General features: G+C 58.8%; 16 protein-coding genes and 1 pseudogene. 12 read left to right on the top strand and 5 right to left on the bottom strand.

The window, feature by feature from the left end:
• Window positions 1–20 precede the first annotated feature (20 nt).
• The 5 genes from AACY07_RS16810 to AACY07_RS16790 all read left to right on the top strand — a co-directional run bounded on the left by AACY07_RS16810 (window position 21) and on the right by AACY07_RS16790 (window position 6,830).
• The gene (locus tag AACY07_RS16810; RefSeq protein ID WP_339476251.1) at window positions 21–410 is read left to right on the top strand and encodes an AprI/Inh family metalloprotease inhibitor; all 390 of its coding nucleotides are present in this window, start codon (window positions 21–23) and stop codon (window positions 408–410) included.
• A gap of 122 nt (window positions 411–532) precedes the next feature.
• Window positions 533–2,281 carry a type I secretion system permease/ATPase gene (locus AACY07_RS16805; protein ID WP_339476249.1) on the top strand — a complete coding sequence of 583 codons (1,749 nt, stop codon included), beginning with the start codon at window positions 533–535 and terminating at the stop codon, window positions 2,279–2,281.
• Between the two features lie 17 nt (window positions 2,282–2,298).
• Window positions 2,299–3,600, top strand: a complete 1,302-nt coding sequence (locus AACY07_RS16800) for an HlyD family type I secretion periplasmic adaptor subunit (RefSeq protein ID WP_445261388.1) — start codon at window positions 2,299–2,301, stop codon at window positions 3,598–3,600.
• Window position 3,601: 1 nt separating this feature from the next.
• Window positions 3,602–4,957, top strand: a complete 1,356-nt coding sequence (locus AACY07_RS16795) for a TolC family outer membrane protein (RefSeq protein ID WP_339476244.1) — start codon at window positions 3,602–3,604, stop codon at window positions 4,955–4,957.
• A gap of 25 nt (window positions 4,958–4,982) precedes the next feature.
• Window positions 4,983–6,830, top strand: a complete 1,848-nt coding sequence (locus AACY07_RS16790) for a polyurethane esterase (protein WP_339476242.1) — start codon at window positions 4,983–4,985, stop codon at window positions 6,828–6,830.
• Between the two features lie 38 nt (window positions 6,831–6,868).
• Here the strand turns inward: AACY07_RS16790 and AACY07_RS24315 are convergent, their stop codons facing one another.
• Together AACY07_RS24315 and AACY07_RS24310 are read right to left on the bottom strand one after the other, a co-directional pair.
• Window positions 6,869–7,603, bottom strand: coding sequence for a methyl-accepting chemotaxis protein (locus AACY07_RS24315; RefSeq protein ID WP_445261389.1), 735 nt, complete (start codon window positions 7,601–7,603; stop codon window positions 6,869–6,871).
• Window positions 7,604–7,726: 123 nt separating this feature from the next.
• Window positions 7,727–8,413 (bottom strand): annotated as a pseudogene (locus AACY07_RS24310) (cache domain-containing protein); the annotation flags it as partial.
• Window positions 8,414–8,785: 372 nt separating this feature from the next.
• On the opposite strand from AACY07_RS24310, the gene AACY07_RS16780 reads away from it, so the two are divergent.
• The 5 genes from AACY07_RS16780 to AACY07_RS16760 all read left to right on the top strand — a co-directional run bounded on the left by AACY07_RS16780 (window position 8,786) and on the right by AACY07_RS16760 (window position 11,719).
• Window positions 8,786–9,616 carry an undecaprenyl-diphosphate phosphatase gene (locus tag AACY07_RS16780; protein WP_133078033.1) on the top strand — a complete coding sequence of 277 codons (831 nt, stop codon included), beginning with the start codon at window positions 8,786–8,788 and terminating at the stop codon, window positions 9,614–9,616.
• Window positions 9,617–9,651: 35 nt separating this feature from the next.
• Window positions 9,652–10,050, top strand: coding sequence for a DUF1294 domain-containing protein (locus AACY07_RS16775; protein ID WP_339476286.1), 399 nt, complete (start codon window positions 9,652–9,654; stop codon window positions 10,048–10,050).
• A 112-nt stretch (window positions 10,051–10,162) separates the two neighbouring features.
• Window positions 10,163–10,699 carry a hypothetical protein gene (locus tag AACY07_RS16770; protein WP_339476238.1) on the top strand — a complete coding sequence of 179 codons (537 nt, stop codon included), beginning with the start codon at window positions 10,163–10,165 and terminating at the stop codon, window positions 10,697–10,699.
• A gap of 4 nt (window positions 10,700–10,703) precedes the next feature.
• Complete coding sequence (locus tag AACY07_RS16765; protein ID WP_339476284.1) at window positions 10,704–11,438, top strand: S-type pyocin domain-containing protein; 735 nt, start codon at window positions 10,704–10,706, stop codon at window positions 11,436–11,438.
• Window positions 11,439–11,449: 11 nt separating this feature from the next.
• On the top strand, window positions 11,450–11,719 hold the full coding sequence (locus AACY07_RS16760; protein ID WP_339476237.1) for a bacteriocin immunity protein: 270 nt from the start codon (window positions 11,450–11,452) through the stop codon (window positions 11,717–11,719).
• 552 nt (window positions 11,720–12,271) lie between these two features.
• Here the strand turns inward: AACY07_RS16760 and AACY07_RS16755 are convergent.
• Both AACY07_RS16755 and AACY07_RS16750 read right to left on the bottom strand, forming a co-directional pair.
• Window positions 12,272–12,616 (bottom strand): MmcQ/YjbR family DNA-binding protein, encoded by a 345-nt coding sequence (locus AACY07_RS16755; RefSeq protein WP_339476281.1) that lies wholly within the window; start codon window positions 12,614–12,616, stop codon window positions 12,272–12,274.
• A gap of 5 nt (window positions 12,617–12,621) precedes the next feature.
• The gene (locus tag AACY07_RS16750; protein ID WP_133078034.1) at window positions 12,622–13,530 is read right to left on the bottom strand and encodes a LysR substrate-binding domain-containing protein; all 909 of its coding nucleotides are present in this window, start codon (window positions 13,528–13,530) and stop codon (window positions 12,622–12,624) included.
• 126 nt (window positions 13,531–13,656) lie between these two features.
• Between AACY07_RS16750 and AACY07_RS16745 the strand changes: the two genes are divergently transcribed.
• On the top strand, window positions 13,657–14,268 hold the full coding sequence (locus AACY07_RS16745) for an FMN-dependent NADH-azoreductase (protein WP_339476235.1): 612 nt from the start codon (window positions 13,657–13,659) through the stop codon (window positions 14,266–14,268).
• Between the two features lie 158 nt (window positions 14,269–14,426).
• A complete protein-coding gene (locus AACY07_RS16740; protein ID WP_339476234.1) occupies window positions 14,427–15,458 on the top strand; it encodes an alpha/beta hydrolase family protein in 1,032 nt (343 codons plus the stop codon).
• Window position 15,459: 1 nt separating this feature from the next.
• Here AACY07_RS16740 and AACY07_RS16735 read toward each other — a convergent pair whose 3' ends face one another.
• A complete protein-coding gene (locus tag AACY07_RS16735; protein ID WP_326427714.1) occupies window positions 15,460–16,647 on the bottom strand; it encodes an MFS transporter in 1,188 nt (395 codons plus the stop codon).
• Window positions 16,648–16,714: the final 67 nt, after the last annotated feature.

The following is a 16,714-nucleotide window of genomic DNA, read 5'->3' as shown; positions in this document are numbered from 1 at the left end:
GCTTTCAGGGGGCTGAGTACATGAACTGCACGCTAACCGGATTTTTCAAGGTGATGGGGTGTCTCGCCGCATTGCTGACCTTTTCTACAGAGAGCGCCATGGCCAATTCCTTGCTGCTGCTGAGCCCCGCACAACTGGCGGGCAACTGGACATTTTATCCGCAGGACGATGTGGATCAGGCCTGTACGGTACAGCTGATTGCCGAGAACAGGACGTTCAGTCCCGAAGTTGAATGTTTGCAAACCTGGTTGGGCGAAGTCCCGAAAAGTTGGTCGCCCACCCCGGACGGCTTATTCCTGATGGGCGAAGACGGTACCGATATAGTGCATATGAACCGTATTGAGCCGGGGCACTATGAAGTGCAACTTGGCGCTCGAAGAATATTGGTGATGGTGCGCGCCAACCACTAATCGTTATTAAGGCGTTAGTGCAGGGGTAAAGGGCTGGACGGGTAATTGCCCGGCGCAGCTCGCGGGTAACTGTGGTTTTTTTTTGCGCAAGCATGCAATGCTTTATCTATCAAGGAAGCCTCATGAAGCGGCTGAATAACAGTCCCGTCGCCCCCTTGTTGCAGGCGCTGGGTGACTATAAAAATACCCTGATCAGCGTGGGGTGTTTTACGGCCTTGATCAATATATTGATGTTGGTGCCGTCCATTTACATGCTCCAGGTGTATGACCGGGTGTTGTCCTCGCAAAACACCACAACACTGGCCATGTTGTCATTGATGGTGGTGGGCTTTTTCATTTTTATCGGGCTGCTTGAAACGGTGCGCAGTTTTATTGTTATCCGCATCGGCAGCCAATTGGAGCGCCGGTTTAACCAGCAGGTGTACCGCGCCGCCTTCGAGCGCAATCTGTTCAGCGGTCAGGCGCATGCCGGCCAGGCGCTGGGGGATTTGACCCTCATCCGCCAATTTGTCACGGGCCCAGCCCTGTTCGCTTTCTTTGATGCACCGTGGTTTCCCGTCTATTTGTTCGTGATGTTCCTGTTCAACACCTGGCTCGGGGTGCTGGCCACTGCAGGCGCGCTGTTGCTGGTTGGGCTGGCCTGTGTCAACGAAGTGATGACGCGCAAATCCCTGGGCCTGGCCAGTGTGTACTCGCAGCAGTCCAGCCAACTGGCCACCAGCCATCTGCACAATGCCGAGACCATTCAGGCCATGGGCATGCTGGGCGTGTTACGCAAACGCTGGTTCAACCTGCATTCGCGGTTTCTGGCTGAGCAGAACAAGGCCAGCGACACCGGGGCCGTCATCGGTTCGCTGAGCAAGACCTTGCGTCTGTGCCTGCAATCACTGGTGCTGGGGCTGGGTGCCTTGCTGGTGATTCAGGGCGACATGAGTGCCGGTATGATGATTGCCGGTTCGATTTTGATGGGCCGCGTGTTGAGCCCCATCGACCAGTTGATTGCCGTGTGGAAGCAATGGAGCTCGGCCCGGCTGGCCTATGGGCGACTGGACAGCCTGCTGCGCGAACACCCGGCCAGTGAAGACAGCATGGCGTTGCCGGCCCCCAGGGGGCAGGTGAGTTTCGAGCAGGTCAGTGCTGCGCCGCCGGGCCAGCGTCTGCCCACGCTGCATCAGATCAGTTTCAGTCTCAATGCGGGCGAGGTGCTTGGCGTGCTGGGCGCGTCGGGTTGCGGCAAGTCGACCCTGGCGCGGGTGCTGGTGGGCGCATGGCCCACCCTGGCAGGCACGGTGCGTCTGGATGGCGCGGATATCCATCAGTGGAACCGCGATCAACTGGGGCCGCATATCGGCTACCTGCCCCAGGACATCGAGTTGTTCAGCGGCAGCATTGCCGAAAATATCGCCCGTTTCCGTGATGGCGACCCGCAACAGGTGGTCACTGCGGCCCGGCAGGCCGGGGTGCACGAGATGATTTTGCGCCTGCCCCAAGGCTACGACACGGTGCTCGGGGACGAGGGCAGCGGCTTGTCGGGCGGGCAAAAGCAGCGCGTGGCACTGGCCCGGGCCTTGTACGGCAAGCCAAGCCTGGTGGTGCTCGACGAGCCCAACTCCAATCTCGATGCCGTGGGTGATGCGGCGCTGACCCAGGCCATTGCCCAGCTCAAGGGGCAGGGTTGCACGGTGATACTGGTGACCCATCGCTCATCATCCCTGGCCCAGACCGACAAACTGCTGGTGCTCAATGATGGCCGCACCCAGGTCTTCGGGCCCAGTGCCGAGGTGCTCAAGGCGTTGTCCGGGGCACAGCAACAACACGCCGCCGCACAGGCGACGCCCGCCAGTATCAATCGCCAGAGTGTCGACGCATGAGCAAGGAAGCTCCCATCATGAGTGATGACCATCAGCCACAACGCGGGGCCGGGTTTTACGTCCGGGCAGGTTGGGTACTGACTATTCTGGGCGCAGGAAGCTTTTTTGTATGGGCCAGCTTCGCGCCGCTGGATGAGGGCATTCCCGTTCAAGGCACCGTGGTGGTGTCGGGCAAGCGCAAGGCCGTGCAGTCGTTGGGACCGGGGGTGGTGAGCCAGATTCTGGTACGCGAAGGGCAGACGGTGCGTCAGGGTGAACCGCTGTTTCGCCTGGACCCCACGCAGGTCGAGGCCGATGTGCAATCGCTGCGAGCACAGTACCGCATGGCCTGGGCCAGTCAGGCCCGCTGGCAAAGTGAGCGAGACAACCTTGGGCGGGTCAGTTTTGCGCCTCAGTTGAGTGACGACCCGGACCCGCGCCTGGCCCTGGTGCTCGAAGGCCAGCAACAACTGTTCAGCAGTCGGCGTGAGGCCTTCGCCCGCGAGCAGGCCGGTCTCAAGGCCAGCATCGAAGGCGCTGCGCAACAGTTGGCAGGGATGCGCCGGGCCCGAGGTGATCAGTTGGCTCAGGCCGATTCCCTGCGTCAGCAACTGAGCAATCTGCGGCCATTGGCTGACAACGGCTATATCCCGCGTAACCGCCTGATGGAATACGAACGCCAGCTGTCGCAGATTCAACAGGATCTGGCACAGAACGTCGGCGAAAGCGGACGAATCGAGCAGGGCATACTGGAGTCGCGCCTCAAACTGGCGCAACACATTGACGAGTATCAGAAGGAAGTGCGCACCCAGTTGGCCGAGGCTCAACTCAAAACCCTGACCCTTGAGCAGCAACTGGCTTCGGCCACCTTTGATCTGCAACACAGCGATATCAATGCGCCTGCGGACGGTATCGCGGTCAACCTGGGGGTACACACCGAGGGTGCGGTGGTACGGGCCGGGGAAACCCTGCTGGAAATCGTGCCCCAAGGCGCGCGCCTTGAAGTCGAAGGGCGCCTGCCGGTGAACCTGGTGGACCGTGTGGGCAGCGAGTTGCCCGTGGACATACTGTTTACGGCGTTCAATCAGAGCCGGACACCACGGGTGTCTGGAGCGGTGAGCCTGGTTTCGGCAGACCAGTTGCTCGATGAAAAAACCGGAATGCCGTACTACGTCCTGCGCAGCACGGTCAGTGATCAGGCCCTGGAAAAACTCAACGGGCTGGTCATCAGACCCGGCATGCCGGCCGAGATGTTCGTACGCACGGGTGAGCGCTCACTGCTCAACTACTTGTTTAAACCGCTGCTGGATCGCGCAGGTTCTGCGCTGACTGAGCGCTAGGATGCTGCGACCTATGAAAAGAGCTTCCCGGTTGGGCCTCTCGCTTGCGCTGTGGCTCGGGGTCACGGCCAGTGCACAGGCAATGGGACTGTTTGAGGTATATGAAGAGGCGTTGCGCAATGATCCGCAGTTCCTGGGTGCCATCCAGGAGCGCGACGCGGGCCTTGAAAGCCGGGCCATTGGCCGCGCCGGGCTGCTGCCCAAGCTGTCCTACAACTACAACAAGGGGCGCAACAACTCCAAAGCCACCTACCTCAACGAGCGCGGCAACACCCACGATGACCGCCACTACAACAGTTACGGCTCGACCTTCATGTTGCAGCAGCCGCTGATCGACTACGAGGCGTACGCCAATTACCGCAAGGGTGTCGCCCAGGCGTTGTTTGCAGATGAAGTGTTTCGCAGCAAAAGCCAGGAGCTGCTGGTGCGGGTGCTGACGTATTACACCCAGGCCCTGTTTGCGCAGGATCAGATCGACATCGCTCAAGCCAAGAAAAAAGCCTACGAGCAGCAGTTTCAGCAGAACGAACACCTGTTTCGCCAAGGGGAAGGTACGCGTACCGACATTCTGGAAGCCGAATCCCGTTACGAGTTGGCCACCGCAGAAGAGATCCAGGCCTTTGATGAGCAAGATGCAGCGTTGCGTGAGCTGGGCGCCCTGATGGGGGTGGCAGTACTGGATATCGAGCAGTTGACGCCGCTGGCCCGAAGTTTCAATTCATTGCCGCTGGAACCGGCGAACTTTTCGACCTGGCATGCCATGGCCCTGGCCAACAACCCGGTGCTCGCTTCACAGCGTGAGGCGCTGGAGGTGGCACGGTACGAAGTCGAGCGAAACCGGGCAGGGCATCTACCCAAGCTCAACGCCTACGCCAGTGTGCGCAAGATGGAGTCAGAGAGCGGCAATACCTACAACCAACGCTACGACACCAACACCATCGGCATAGAGGTCAGCCTGCCCCTGTACTCGGGAGGCGGGGTGACGGCGTCGGTGCGTCAGGCCAGCAGCAACCTGTCCCAGGCGCAATACGAACTCGAGGGCAAGACCCGGGAAACCCTGATTGAGCTCAGGCGCCAATTCAATGCGTGTTTGTCGGGTGTCAGCAAATTGCGGGCCTACCAGAAGGCTCTGGTCTCGGCCGAGGCGCTGGTGGTTTCGACCCGGCAAAGCATTCTGGGGGGCGAGCGGGTCAACCTTGATGCATTGAACGCCGAGCAGCAGCTCTACAGCACGCGGCGCGACCTGGCCCAAACCCGTTACGACTACTTGCTGGCCTGGACCAAATTGCACTTTTACGCGGGCACGTTGCGTGAACAGGACCTGGCACGGGTCGATGAGGCTTTTGTGGCGCGATAGGTTTATCAAAGAGGAGCGTAAAATCATGGCGATTTTTGACTATATGGATGTGGGATCAAACGTTTCAACGGCGCTCGTTAAAGATGCGCTGGCTATCACGCTTTACAGTTATCACAACCTCGACAACGGCTTTGCCGTGGGTTACCAGAAAAACGGCATGGGCACCGGGCTCCCCGCCACGCTGGTCAAGGCCGTGCTAGGCGGGACCGACTCACAGGGAGTGGTGCCGGGGATTCCCTGGAACCCGGATTCGGAAAAACTCGCCCGCGAGGCCGTCGAAAAAGCCGGCTGGACCCCCATCAGTGCCGAGCAGCTGGGTTACGCGGGCAAGGTTGATCAGCGCGGCACCTTCTTCGGTGAAAAAGCCGGCTATGGCACGGCTCAAGTGGAGATCCTCGGTAAATACGGTGCCGATGGCCAGTTGACTGCCATTGGCATCGGTTTTCGCGGCACCAGCGGGCCACGGGAATCGCTGATCACGGACTCCATTGGCGATGCCATCAGCGATTTGCTGGCCGCTGTCGGGCCTGGGGATTACGCCAAAAACTACAGCGCCAATGCGTTCGACTCGCTACTGGGAAAAGTGGCCGCCTTTGCCGGTGCCCAGGGGTTGGCCGGCAAGGACGTGCTGGTGAGTGGCCATAGTCTGGGCGGACTGGCGGTCAATAGCCTGGCCGATTTGAGCAGCGATCACTGGTCGGGTTTCTACCGTGATGCTCGTTACATCGCCTTTGCTTCGCCTACACAGAGCGAAACCACGTCCAGCGTGTTGAATATCGGCTACGAGAACGACCCGGTATTCCGCGCTCTGGATGGCTCGGACTTCAATCTGTCTTCCCTGGGGGTACACGACGCGCATCAACCGTCAGCCACCAACAATATTGTGAGTTTCAACGATCACTACGCGTCCACTGCGTGGAACCTCATGCCCTTTTCGATCGCCAATGTCTCGACCTGGGTCACCCATTTACCCAGCGGTTACGAAAGCGGGATGACGCGGATTCTTGACTCTGCGTTCTATGAGCTGACGGGTAAGGATTCGACCATCGTGGTTGCCAACCTGTCGAACCCGGCACGGGAAAACACCTGGGTTCAGGACCTGAATCGCAACGCCGAGCCCCACAAGGGCAGCACGTTCATTATTGGCAGCGACGGCAACGACCTGATTCAGGGCGGGCGCGGCAATGACTTCCTGGAAGGGCGTGAAGGCAATGACACTTTTCGGGACAGTGGGGGCCATAACATCATTCTGGGCGGTAAAGGCATCAATACCCTGGACCTGCAACAGGCCATGAGTCACGTGGAAGTCGTCAATGACGGGCACGGCACCCTCTATGTACGCGATGAGCACGGCGGGATCAGCATTGCCCGGGATATCAACCTGTTGGCCACGCAAGAGCCAGGCTGGCTGGGGATGAGCAAAACCGTGGTCCATCGGGTTGCCGATGACGGCTTGTGGTCCGGCAATAACCGCAGTGATTACACCGGCGCGGTGAAGGCCGGGTCCGGGGACAGCACGCTCAAGGCCGGTGAGCACGGCGACTGGTTACTGGGGCAGGGCGGCAACGATCATCTGATCGGTTCGCGGGGCAACGATGTGTTTGTCGGTGGCGCGGGCAATGACCTGCTGGAGTCCGGGGGCGGGATCAATACCTTCGTCTTCAGCGGGCATTTCGGCAACGACACGCTGGTGGGTTATCAGGCTACCGACACGCTGCTGTTTCTGGGGGTTGATGGCGGGTACAACACCGACTATCGGGCCCACGCCAGTGCTTCGGGGCACGACACCGTCCTGAGCTTTGGCAATGACTCGGTGACGCTGGTTGGCGTCGGGCTGGCCTCGCTGGCGGGCAGCGACATTGTGATTGCTTGAGGCGAGGCAGGCTGCACGTGTGCAGCCTGCCTCTGCTTTCACACCCTGAACTGGCGCAGTAGCCCATTGAGCTGCACGCTCAATTCCTTGAGGTGGGCACTGGCGGCGCTCGACTGCTCTGCCGCCTGGGCGGTGCCCTGGGACAGTTGGGCTGCCTGGGTCACGTTCTGGTTGATGTCTTCCACCACGTGGGCCTGTTGCAGCGTGGCGCTGGCAATGGATGCATTGAGATCGTTGAGATTGTTCAGTGCATGGCCAATGCTGGTCAGGCTTTGCCCGGCCTGGGTGGCCTGTTCGATGGTCAGTTGAGAGGCCCGGCTGCTCGTGCCGATGACATTGACCGCGGCTTCGGAGTGCTTCTGCAAGCCTTCGATCATGGTCTGGATTTCGGCCGTGGATTTTTGCGTGCGCTGGGCCAACAGCCGGACCTCGTCGGCCACAACGGTAAAGCCACGCCCTTGCTCGCCTGCGCGGGCCGCTTCGATGGCAGCGTTGAGCGCCAGCAGGTTGGTTTGTTCGGCAATCGAGCGGATCACCTCAAGCACGCTGCCGATTTCGCTGCTTTGCGTGGCCAGGGTCCGGATGACGTCGACGGCCTGATTGATGGTGCCGGACAGTTGGTCGATCTGTTGCAGGCTGCTGTCAATGTTTTGCTGGCCAAGCTCGGCTTGGGACTGGGCGCCGCGCATTTCGCCGGCAGCATGCTCGGCGTTTTTGGCCACCTCTTGCACGGCGTACGTCACTTCGTTGATTGCCGTGGCGACCTGATCCATTTGCAGGGCCTGCTGCTGGCTGCGCTGCTGGGCGTCAGTCGCGTCATTGCCCAGCTCAGTGGACGACTGCTCAAGTGCGGTGGCGGTGGACTGCAGATGGCTGATCACATTGCGCAGCTTGGCGGTAAAGGCATTGAAATGCTGTGCCAGGAGGGTGACTTCATCCCGGCCGTGGGTATCGAGGCTACGGGTCAGGTCGCTTTCACCGCTGGCAATATTGGCCATGGCCTGCACTGCCTCTTGCAGCGGTCGCACAATGCTGCGGGCAATGAGGGTGACCAGCAGCGCCATGACCAGCGCTATGCCAAGGCCTGCCCAACTGGCTTTCCAGGCCTGGGCGCGAAATTCGGCCTGCATGTCGTCGATGTAGACGCCAGAGCCGATGACCCAGCCCCAAGGCTCGAACAATTGCACATAGGAGGTTTTTTGCACCGGATCTTGCGCGCCGGGTTTTGGCCAGCGGTAGTCAACCATGCCCGCGCCCCTGGTTTTGGCCAGGTGTGCCATTTCGTTAAAAATCCCGAAGCCGTCCGGGTCCTTGATGGCGGACAGGTCCTTGCCGTCGAGCTTGGGGTTGGTGGGGTGCATGACCATGTACGGGCGCAGGTCGTTGATCCAGAAATAGTCGTCATTGTCGTAGCGCAGTGTGCTGATCACGCTCAGAGCCTGCTGCTGTGCCGCTTCACGGCTCAAGCTGCCGGCCGTCTCCAGGCCGTGGTAGTAGCTGAGCACGCCACTGGCGGCCTGCACCACATGTTGGGTCTTCTGGGCTTTGCCTTCATACAAATCGTCATGTATCTGCTTTAGCATCAATAAGCCCAACGCCAGCAGCATCGCCATTGCAACGATCAGAATCAGCCATAAACGACGGCTGATGGACAACCCGCGCAGGGTATTCATGAATGTTCACTCCTGTTTTTCTTCTTGTGGTGTTTCGCAGAACAACTTTTTTCAGACTTGCCTGTCAGACGAAACCGAAGTCATGTCATAGCAGCGAAAGTAGAACGTGTCTGATAGGATCTCGGCCGAAATTGGCAAAGCTTCATCTTTATTGATTTCTGACAGTTTTTTCACACCGTTCTGGGGAACATGTCGCACCTGTAACCCACTTCAGGGCAGCGGTGGCAAACACTTAATCAAGACTAATCAGCTCTGCATGAGGCAGGGCTTTATGGGGGAATAATGGATCTTTGGACTGCCGCTCAGGCGTTGATACTTGGCGTCGTTGAGGGCTTGACGGAGTTTTTGCCGATCTCAAGCACCGGTCACCAGATTATCGTGGCCGACTTGCTGAACTTCGGCGGCGAGCGGGCGATGGCGTTCAACATCATCATCCAGCTGGGCGCCATTTTGGCTGTTGTCTGGGAATTTCGTCGCAAGATCATCGACGTTGTCATCGGTTTACCCACTAAACCAGAGGCGCGCCGCTTTACCACCAACCTGATCATCGCGGTGATGCCTGCGGTGGTGCTGGGGGTGATTTTTGCCGATGTGATTCACGAGTACCTGTTCAACCCGATTACCGTTGCCACGGCATTGGTGGTGGGCGGTGTGATCATGTTGTGGGCTGAGCGTCGCCAACACGTGATTCGTGCCGAAACAGTGGACGACATGACCTGGAAAGACGCGGTGAAAATCGGCTTTGCGCAATGTCTGGCGATGATTCCAGGCACTTCGCGCTCGGGCTCGACCATTATCGGCGGCCTGCTGTTTGGCTTGTCCCGCAAGGCGGCGACCGAGTTTTCATTCTTCCTGGCCATGCCAACCATGGTCGGTGCGGCGGTGTACTCGGGCTACAAGTACCGTCATCTGTTCCAGCCTGACGACTTGCCAGTGTTCGCGATTGGTTTTGTGACCTCGTTTATCTTCGCCATGATCGCGGTACGGGCATTGCTGAAGTTCATTTCGAACCACAGTTATGCCGTGTTCGCCTGGTATCGCATCGGGTTTGGCTTGCTGATTCTGGCCACCTGGCAGTTCGGCTGGATCGACTGGTCTGCGGCTTCGGCGTGAAAACCAAGGTCAAGGACCGGCGCGAGCATGCCGGTATGCGTGAGCGCCAGGGGGCGCCGATTCGCGGCTTGAAACTCAAGCTGGCGATATTGGCGCTGCTCTGTGCATTGCCACTGGGCGGTTCGGTGAATGTACTGCTCACCGGGGGCAGCCGGTTGCCCTTGCTGGCCTATGCAGTTGCCAGCGTTCTTGCGTTTGGCCTGTATTGGTACGACAAGCAGCAGGCCAGGACTGGCCAGTGGCGCACCCCGGAAAATGTGCTGCACGGGGTTGAGCTACTGGGCGGATGGCCGGGAGCCTTGGTGGCGCAACAGGTGTTTCGCCACAAAACCCGCAAGGTGTCTTACCAGGTGTTTTTCTGGCTGATCGTGGCTTTGCACCAGGTGATCTGGATTGACGTTCTGTTCGTGAAAATGACCTTTGCGAACCTGTAGCGATTAAAGCAATAAACCGATCTGACGTTTTCAGATCTTCCTCGCCGTGCAAGTCATTGATGAGGTATAGCCTGGCGTTGCCCTAGTCTTCTTTAGAAGACATGGAGCGTTGATGTACCAAAACAAATACGGATTTAAAGACACTCCGGACTCGTTACCCATTCCAGCGTTTGATGACAGCCAAGAAAAAGCCGAGGCGGCGCAGGCCGCTTGGGCCAGAGCGGTGGCCGCGAACGAAAAGAACGACCGGGACGCTGATGAACGCTGGGAAGCGGCCCAGAGAAAGGTAGAGGGCAAGCAGGCGGGCTACGTTTTTGCGAAGTCCTGCGCACTGCCGGATGGCGTGACGAATCACCCGGGTTTTATACCGGTGGAGTCGCTGAAACAGTACGGAACTTACGCGGTGCTCGGCTCGAGCACCGCGATGACGGCAGGCGCCACAGCCCTGGAGTGGATTGGTGGCTCCGCCAGTGCTACGGCCTTGGCCAGTCGCCTGGGCGGAACCCTTGCGGCGGTGGTGCCCGCCAACCTGTCAATCGTTGTGGCGGCGCTGATGCCGAACACGACCTCGCCCGACAGTGCGTTCTATTCGTCCGCGCAATATGCCGAGTTGACCCAGGGGCAATACGCGGGCACGGGTAACGGTTAAACACCTGCCCGACGGCTCAGTCGACCTGTACGGGTTTTATACCGGGGGCCAACCACAATGGCAGAGCGTCCCGGTGATCAAGGCCGAGCCACGTGGCGAGCAACTGGTGGCGGATTTTGGCGGTGGCATAGAAATCATCTGGACACCGGCCGCAGACCCCAACGCCGTGCTGGGGATTCCGGCGCTCGAAGGCGTCACGATGAAGCCTGCTGTGTGGGTGTATCCACCGGGCGAGAAAGCTGACCAGATCTTGATTAACCCCGCGTACCCACCGGATTATCAGGATGCGATTATCTGGTTTCCGAGCCAGCCGCAAATCGCGCCAATCTACCTGTCGCTGAGTGTGCGTCGAGGTGAGCCAGGTGTTGTTACCGGGGTGGGGGAAGACGCTCCGGGAGCATGGCTCGACCATGCTCGGGCAGGACTTGGGGCGCCGATTCCGACAAGTATTGCTGATACGCTTCGAGGTCGGAAATTTTCGAGCTTTGATTCGTTCCGCCGGGCGTTTTGGGTGGCTGTATCGAGAGATCCAAATTTGAGTGAACAGTTTTCGCCAAAAGACCTTGTTCGTATGAGGGGCGGCGGTGCACCGCGTGCTCGCGAGATCGATATGGTTGGTAAACGGCAGTCTCACGACATACATCATGTCGAGCAAATTTCGGAAGGCGGCGAGGTCTACAACGTCGATAATTTACGGGTTAATACGCCGAAAAATCATATCGAAGTGCACAACATTTAAGGATGAAAAGTATGAGCGATCCGTATATCAAAAACAGTCTTCCCGATTACACCGAAAATGAGTTTGTCGAGTTTTTGGAGGAGCTTTTTCGGGAGGATGCAACACCAACCGGTAATCGTGACGACGAGCTTCTGTTCCATTTCAGACAGATTATTGGACACCCAAGTGGGGCGGACTTGATTTATCACCCTGAGCCGGGAGCCGACACGTCTGCCGAAGGGATCACCAAAACTATCAAAGAATGGCGAGCTGCCAATGGTCTGCCCGGTTTCAAAGAATGATTTTTTCCGAACGTGAGAACTATCAGCTCTCGCGTGCGGGAAATTTTCCCATGGTAAAAAGCACCAAGTGCAGCGGTTAGCACTGTTAAACACGCACTATTAAAGCGCGGCACTGCTTGCCAAACCGCGAATATCGCAATGGCTGAACGTCCCGGTGATCAAAGCTGAGCTACGTGGCGAGCAACTGGCGGCCGACTTTGGTGGTGGCATAGAAATCATCTGGATCCCGGCCGCAGACCCCAATGTTATTCACTTAAACGATTTCTGCCTCTGTGGGAGCGGGCTTGCTCGCGATGGTCTTCAGAACGCCGAATTGACTCAGTCAATACGCGTCATCGTTAACGACCCTCGCGAGCAAGCCCGCTCCCACACTCGAGCAGCGTTGCTCTCCAAAAAACAGGTGTTTCGAGAACATGTCCGGCATTCGAATCCAACTGATATAGGGATTTCGCCCTTACGGCCAGGCATGCCCAGCGTATGTCCTTCGCTTTGCACCAGGTGATCTGGATTGACGTTCTGTTCGTGAAAATGACCTTTGCGAACCTGTAGCGATTAAAGCAATAAACCGATCTGACGTTTTTTTGCCAGCTTGGCGACCACCAGTTGGTGGGAGCGGCGCAACAGGTCTTGCAGTTCTGCAGCGCCCATCGGGTAGGGCGCTTGCATGTTGATCCAGTACGCCCGCGCCAGATACGGCGACGGGCGTATGCCCGGACGATCGACATAGCCCAGAAACAATTCTTTCTCGACCTTGAACGAGAGCCCGTCGCGGTTCAGATTGAGCAGGGCGAACATCTTCCTCTGGTCGACATAAAACACCTGAACGCCTCCCCATTGCACCACTTCCTGAACGCCCGGCAGGCTGTGACAGAATTGGGCTACGTCATGTTGGGTCATCTGGCTCATAGCAGTTTGTCTCCACACCTTTCGAATGATTCGACCAAATGGTCAATCCAGGCCCTGACGGCAGGCATCACCCCGCGTCGGTGGGGGTAAACCGCATGCAGCCAGCCCCCTGGCAGGGTCCAGGAGGGCAGGATTTGAACCAGCTGCCCGTCCAGCAGTTCCTGTTCGCAATACATCATGGGCAGTACGGTAAAGCCCAGACCGGCCAGGGTGCAGGCTTTGCGCACCACAAAATCATCAATGCCCAGGCGCGCTTCCAGTACCAGGTTGCTGGCCTTGCCCTGTTCGTCGAGCATGCGCAGATGAACCATGCGATCAGGTTCAAGGGCACCCAGCAGCGGCACGTTTTTCAAGTCTTCCGGGGTATTGACCGGCCACTGGCGGGCAAATCCGGGGCTGGCCACCATCACGGTGCGGGCCTGGCGCAAACGCCGCGTGACCAGTAACGGGTCTTCATCGCCTTCTTCACGCACGCGCAAGGCGACATCAATGCCTTCAGTGACCAGATCAACGCGACGGTTGAGCAGGCTGACTTCCAGCTGCACAAGCGGGTAGGCCTGCAGAAACGAACTGATCACGCCGGGCATGAACTCGTGAGCCAGGCCCACAGGGCACGATACGCGCAGGCGGCCTCGCGGCTCGCTGGACATGCTGGCCACTGCCTCGTCGGCCATTTCGGCCTCAAGCAACATGGCCTGGCAGTGACGCAGGTAGCGCTCACCCACGGCCGTGAGCTTGAGTTGGCGGGTAGTACGCTGCAGCAGGCGGGCGCCAAGGCGCTCTTCAAGCTCGGCCACCCTGCGCGACAGGCGCGACTTCGGAATCCCCAGCAATCGACCCGCAGCGGCAAAGCCACCGGCTTCGACCACCTTGGCGAAGTAATACAAGTCATTGAGGTCTTGCATGACGGGCTCACTGTCCTATGGATGGGACGAACTATCGCACGATGGCTAACTTATCGTCGATTACTTTCATCGGTAGCATCTACTTCATCAGATCGCCCAGTAGCGGTCCTCATTTGGAGATCACACATGAAACTGTTGCATATCGATTCGAGCATTCTGGGCGACAACTCGGCTTCGCGTCAGTTGAGCCGTGAAGTGGTCAAGGCCTGGCAGGCTGCCGACCCGGACGTTGAGGTGAGCTATCGCGATCTGGCTGCAGAGGCCATTGAGCATTTCTCGGCCGCAACCCTGGTGGCGGCGGGCACACCGGCTGAGCTGCGTGATGCGGCACAGAAACATGAAGCCCAATTGAGTGCCGATACCCTTGCGCAGTTCCTGGCCGCTGACGCGGTAGTGATTGCGGCGCCGATGTACAACTTCACCATTCCTACCCAGCTCAAGGCCTGGATCGACCGCATTGCCGTTGCCGGTCAGACCTTCCGTTACACCGAAGCTGGCCCGCAAGGCCTGTGCGGCAATAAAAAGGTGATCGTGGTGTCGACCTCGGGCGGTCTGCATGCTGGCCAGGCCACGGGCGTTGCCCATGAAGACTATTTGAAAGTGATGTTGGGCTTCATGGGCATCACCGATGTCGAGTTTGTTCGCGCCCACGGCCTGGCCTATGGCGACGAAGTTCGCACCAAGGCCATGAACGATGCCCAGGCGCACATTAACCAGGATCTGTTCAGCGCAGCGTAAGTAATCTGGACGGTTTCACCGACTAAACTCTGTACTCTGGATGTCTTCAAAGACCGGAGTACGGAGTTTTTTTGCGTTTGGCTTGGGTTATGCAGAGTCTGTGGATAGACGTCCTGCATGTCCGGTTTCAAGCTACGCGCCATTAAAGGTGAGCCTCCATGATACGTCTCAATGCGGCACTGGTTTTACTCCTGGCATGTTGCCCCGTCCTGGTGCAGGCCGAACCTGCCATGCAATGGGGCGTGGGCTTTCATCGCTTGAGTTTTCTCGACCCTCTGGACGAGCAGCCCATGCGCGCTATCGCCTTTTATCCGTCCAATGAAGCCCGGGGGCTGACCAGAATGGGCGGTTATGAAGTCGAGGCGACTGAAGAAGCCAAAATCGCCATGGGCCATTACCCGCTGTTGATGTTGTCCCATGGCAACACCGGAACCCCGCTGGCCCTGCACGATCTGGCCACGTCATTGGCGCGCAAGGGGTTTGTGGTGGTGGCGGTGTTGCACCCGGGTGACAACTACAAAGACCACAGCCGTCTGGGTACCCTGAGCAACCTCTACGGACGGCCGATGCAGATATCGGCCGCCATCACTGCCACGCTGGCGGATCGCGAGCTGTCACCGTACGTGCATGACGATCAGGTGGGGGTCATCGGTTATTCGGCTGGCGGCGAAACGGCGTTGATTCTTTCCGGAGCCCAGCCTGATCTGGATCGCCTGCGCCGCTACTGCCAGGAGCGACCTGAGGACCGTGATGCCTGTACGACAAAAGGCGAGCTGATCGCCGATCGTGATGACCTTGTGCCCGTTGCCGATCCTCGGGTTCATGCACTGCTGCTGATGGCCCCCTTGAGCCTGATGTTTGGCCGGCAAACCCTGGCCGATGTGCATGTGCCGGTGCTGCTGTACAGCGGCGACAACGACAAGCTGGTGTTCCCGGACAAAAATGCCGACGCCCTTGCGCGCAAGCTGCCAGTGGAGCCTGAGTTCAAGGTGATTCCTGGTGCCGGGCATTTCGTGTTCATGGCGCCTTGCACCGACGAGCAAATGGGCGCAATGCCCGGTCTATGCACCGACGCGCAGGGGGTCGACCGCGAGGATGTGCACCGTGATCTGATTTATGAGGCGGGACGGTTTTTCAGCAAGACCCTGCAAGTCCGCCAGCGCACGGGGTTTCGCACTGCCGACCACTGATCTAGCCGTTTGCGCGACGCGACAGGGTCACGCTCAGCAGCAAGCCCACGCAGCACATGACTGCGGCGCTGAAGAAAATCCACGGGTACCCCATGTTCAACGCGATGGCGCCCATGATCGGGCCCGCGATGGCGAGGGCCAGATCGAAAAACACCGCATAGGCACTCAAGCCCGCGCCCCGGCTGGAGACCGGCACCCGCTTGACCGCCTCCACGCCCAGCGCCGGGTACACCAATGACAGGCCAAAACCGGTCAGGCCGGCGCCTGTCAGGGCATATGCCTCGGAGGGCGCCAGCCACAATAATGTCAGGCCGACCGTTTCGATCGTCATGCAGACAATCGCCACGGTGTAGCCGCCAAAACGGCTGATGCTGTTGGTGAAAATCAGGCGCGCCAGGATAAAGCACACGCCGAACACCGACAGGCAATAAGCGGCTCCGACCCAACCGCGGTCGATGTAAAACAAGGTAATGAAGGTGGTCAGGGTGCCATAGCCAATGGAGGCCAGTGTCAGGCTGATGCCATACGGTGCGATCAGGCCGAACACCGACCAGAAGGGCAGGCGCACGCCGCTGATCACCGGAATCGAAGGTTTTTTACGAATAAGCAGCAAGGCAAACAGTGCCAGCAGTAACAGCGTCACCCCCAAACTGAAAAAACCCAGCTGGTCGATCATCACGACACCCAGCGGGGCACCGATGGCGATGGCGCCATAGGACGCAATGCCGTTCCAGCCAATCGCCCGGGCGGTGTGTTGGGATCCGACCTGAGCGATCCCCCAGCTGATCGTACCGACGCCGATCAAGCCTTGGGCAATGCCCAGGAAAATCCGTCCGGCAATCAAAATGCACAGGCTAAGCAGTGGCCAGCCTTGCAGCGCGACGGCCAGGGAGGTGAGTACGCCGCTGATGGCAATCCCGATCAGGCCATACACGATGGCGGGCTTGGTGCCGAGGCTGTCCACCAGGCGTCCGGCGAAAGGGCGGCTGAGCAAGGTTGCCAGGTATTGCGAAGCAATGGTCAGGCCTGCGATTACGGCACTGAAACCCAGTTGGTCGTGGACATAACCGGGTAATACGGCTATCGGCAAGCCGATGCAAATGAACGCGATGAAGGTGTAGAACACGATCGAAAGGATTTGCAGCGTGACCGACAGGGAACTCTCGACGTGGGGTTGTTGCGCAGGCATAGACGGTGAATCCGGCTGACGGTCTTAGACCCGCATCATGGCTCGGCTTCAGAAGAAATGAAAGCAG

This window comes from Pseudomonas sp. RL_5y_Pfl2_69, assembly GCF_963970465.1.
In the GTDB taxonomy this organism is placed as follows: Bacteria; Pseudomonadota; Gammaproteobacteria; order Pseudomonadales; family Pseudomonadaceae; genus Aquipseudomonas.
Note: the sequence above shows the minus strand (reverse complement) of the source record. Positions and strands in the feature narration are given on the sequence as shown.

Excerpts from the sequence above, each read along its gene's own strand:
- AACY07_RS16740 (WP_339476234.1), top strand. The coding sequence starts at position 14,427 with ATGATACGTCTCAATGCGGCACTGGTTTTACTCCTGGCATGTTGCCCC.
- AACY07_RS16735 (WP_326427714.1), bottom strand. The coding sequence starts at position 16,647 with ATGCCTGCGCAACAACCCCACGTCGAGAGTTCCCTGTCGGTCACGCTG.
- AACY07_RS16800 (WP_445261388.1), top strand. The coding sequence starts at position 2,299 with ATGAGTGATGACCATCAGCCACAACGCGGGGCCGGGTTTTACGTCCGG.
- AACY07_RS24315 (WP_445261389.1), bottom strand. The coding sequence starts at position 7,603 with ATGGATCAGGTCGCCACGGCAATCAACGAAGTGACGTACGCCGTGCAA.
- AACY07_RS16780 (WP_133078033.1), top strand. The coding sequence starts at position 8,786 with ATGGATCTTTGGACTGCCGCTCAGGCGTTGATACTTGGCGTCGTTGAG.
- AACY07_RS16810 (WP_339476251.1), top strand. The coding sequence starts at position 21 with ATGAACTGCACGCTAACCGGATTTTTCAAGGTGATGGGGTGTCTCGCC.
- AACY07_RS16795 (WP_339476244.1), top strand. The coding sequence starts at position 3,602 with ATGCTGCGACCTATGAAAAGAGCTTCCCGGTTGGGCCTCTCGCTTGCG.
- AACY07_RS16770 (WP_339476238.1), top strand. The coding sequence starts at position 10,163 with ATGTACCAAAACAAATACGGATTTAAAGACACTCCGGACTCGTTACCC.
- AACY07_RS16750 (WP_133078034.1), bottom strand. The coding sequence starts at position 13,530 with ATGCAAGACCTCAATGACTTGTATTACTTCGCCAAGGTGGTCGAAGCC.
- AACY07_RS16775 (WP_339476286.1), top strand. The coding sequence starts at position 9,652 with ATGCGTGAGCGCCAGGGGGCGCCGATTCGCGGCTTGAAACTCAAGCTG.
- AACY07_RS16760 (WP_339476237.1), top strand. The coding sequence starts at position 11,450 with ATGAGCGATCCGTATATCAAAAACAGTCTTCCCGATTACACCGAAAAT.
- AACY07_RS16755 (WP_339476281.1), bottom strand. The coding sequence starts at position 12,616 with ATGACCCAACATGACGTAGCCCAATTCTGTCACAGCCTGCCGGGCGTT.
- AACY07_RS16790 (WP_339476242.1), top strand. The coding sequence starts at position 4,983 with ATGGCGATTTTTGACTATATGGATGTGGGATCAAACGTTTCAACGGCG.
- AACY07_RS16805 (WP_339476249.1), top strand. The coding sequence starts at position 533 with ATGAAGCGGCTGAATAACAGTCCCGTCGCCCCCTTGTTGCAGGCGCTG.
- AACY07_RS16745 (WP_339476235.1), top strand. The coding sequence starts at position 13,657 with ATGAAACTGTTGCATATCGATTCGAGCATTCTGGGCGACAACTCGGCT.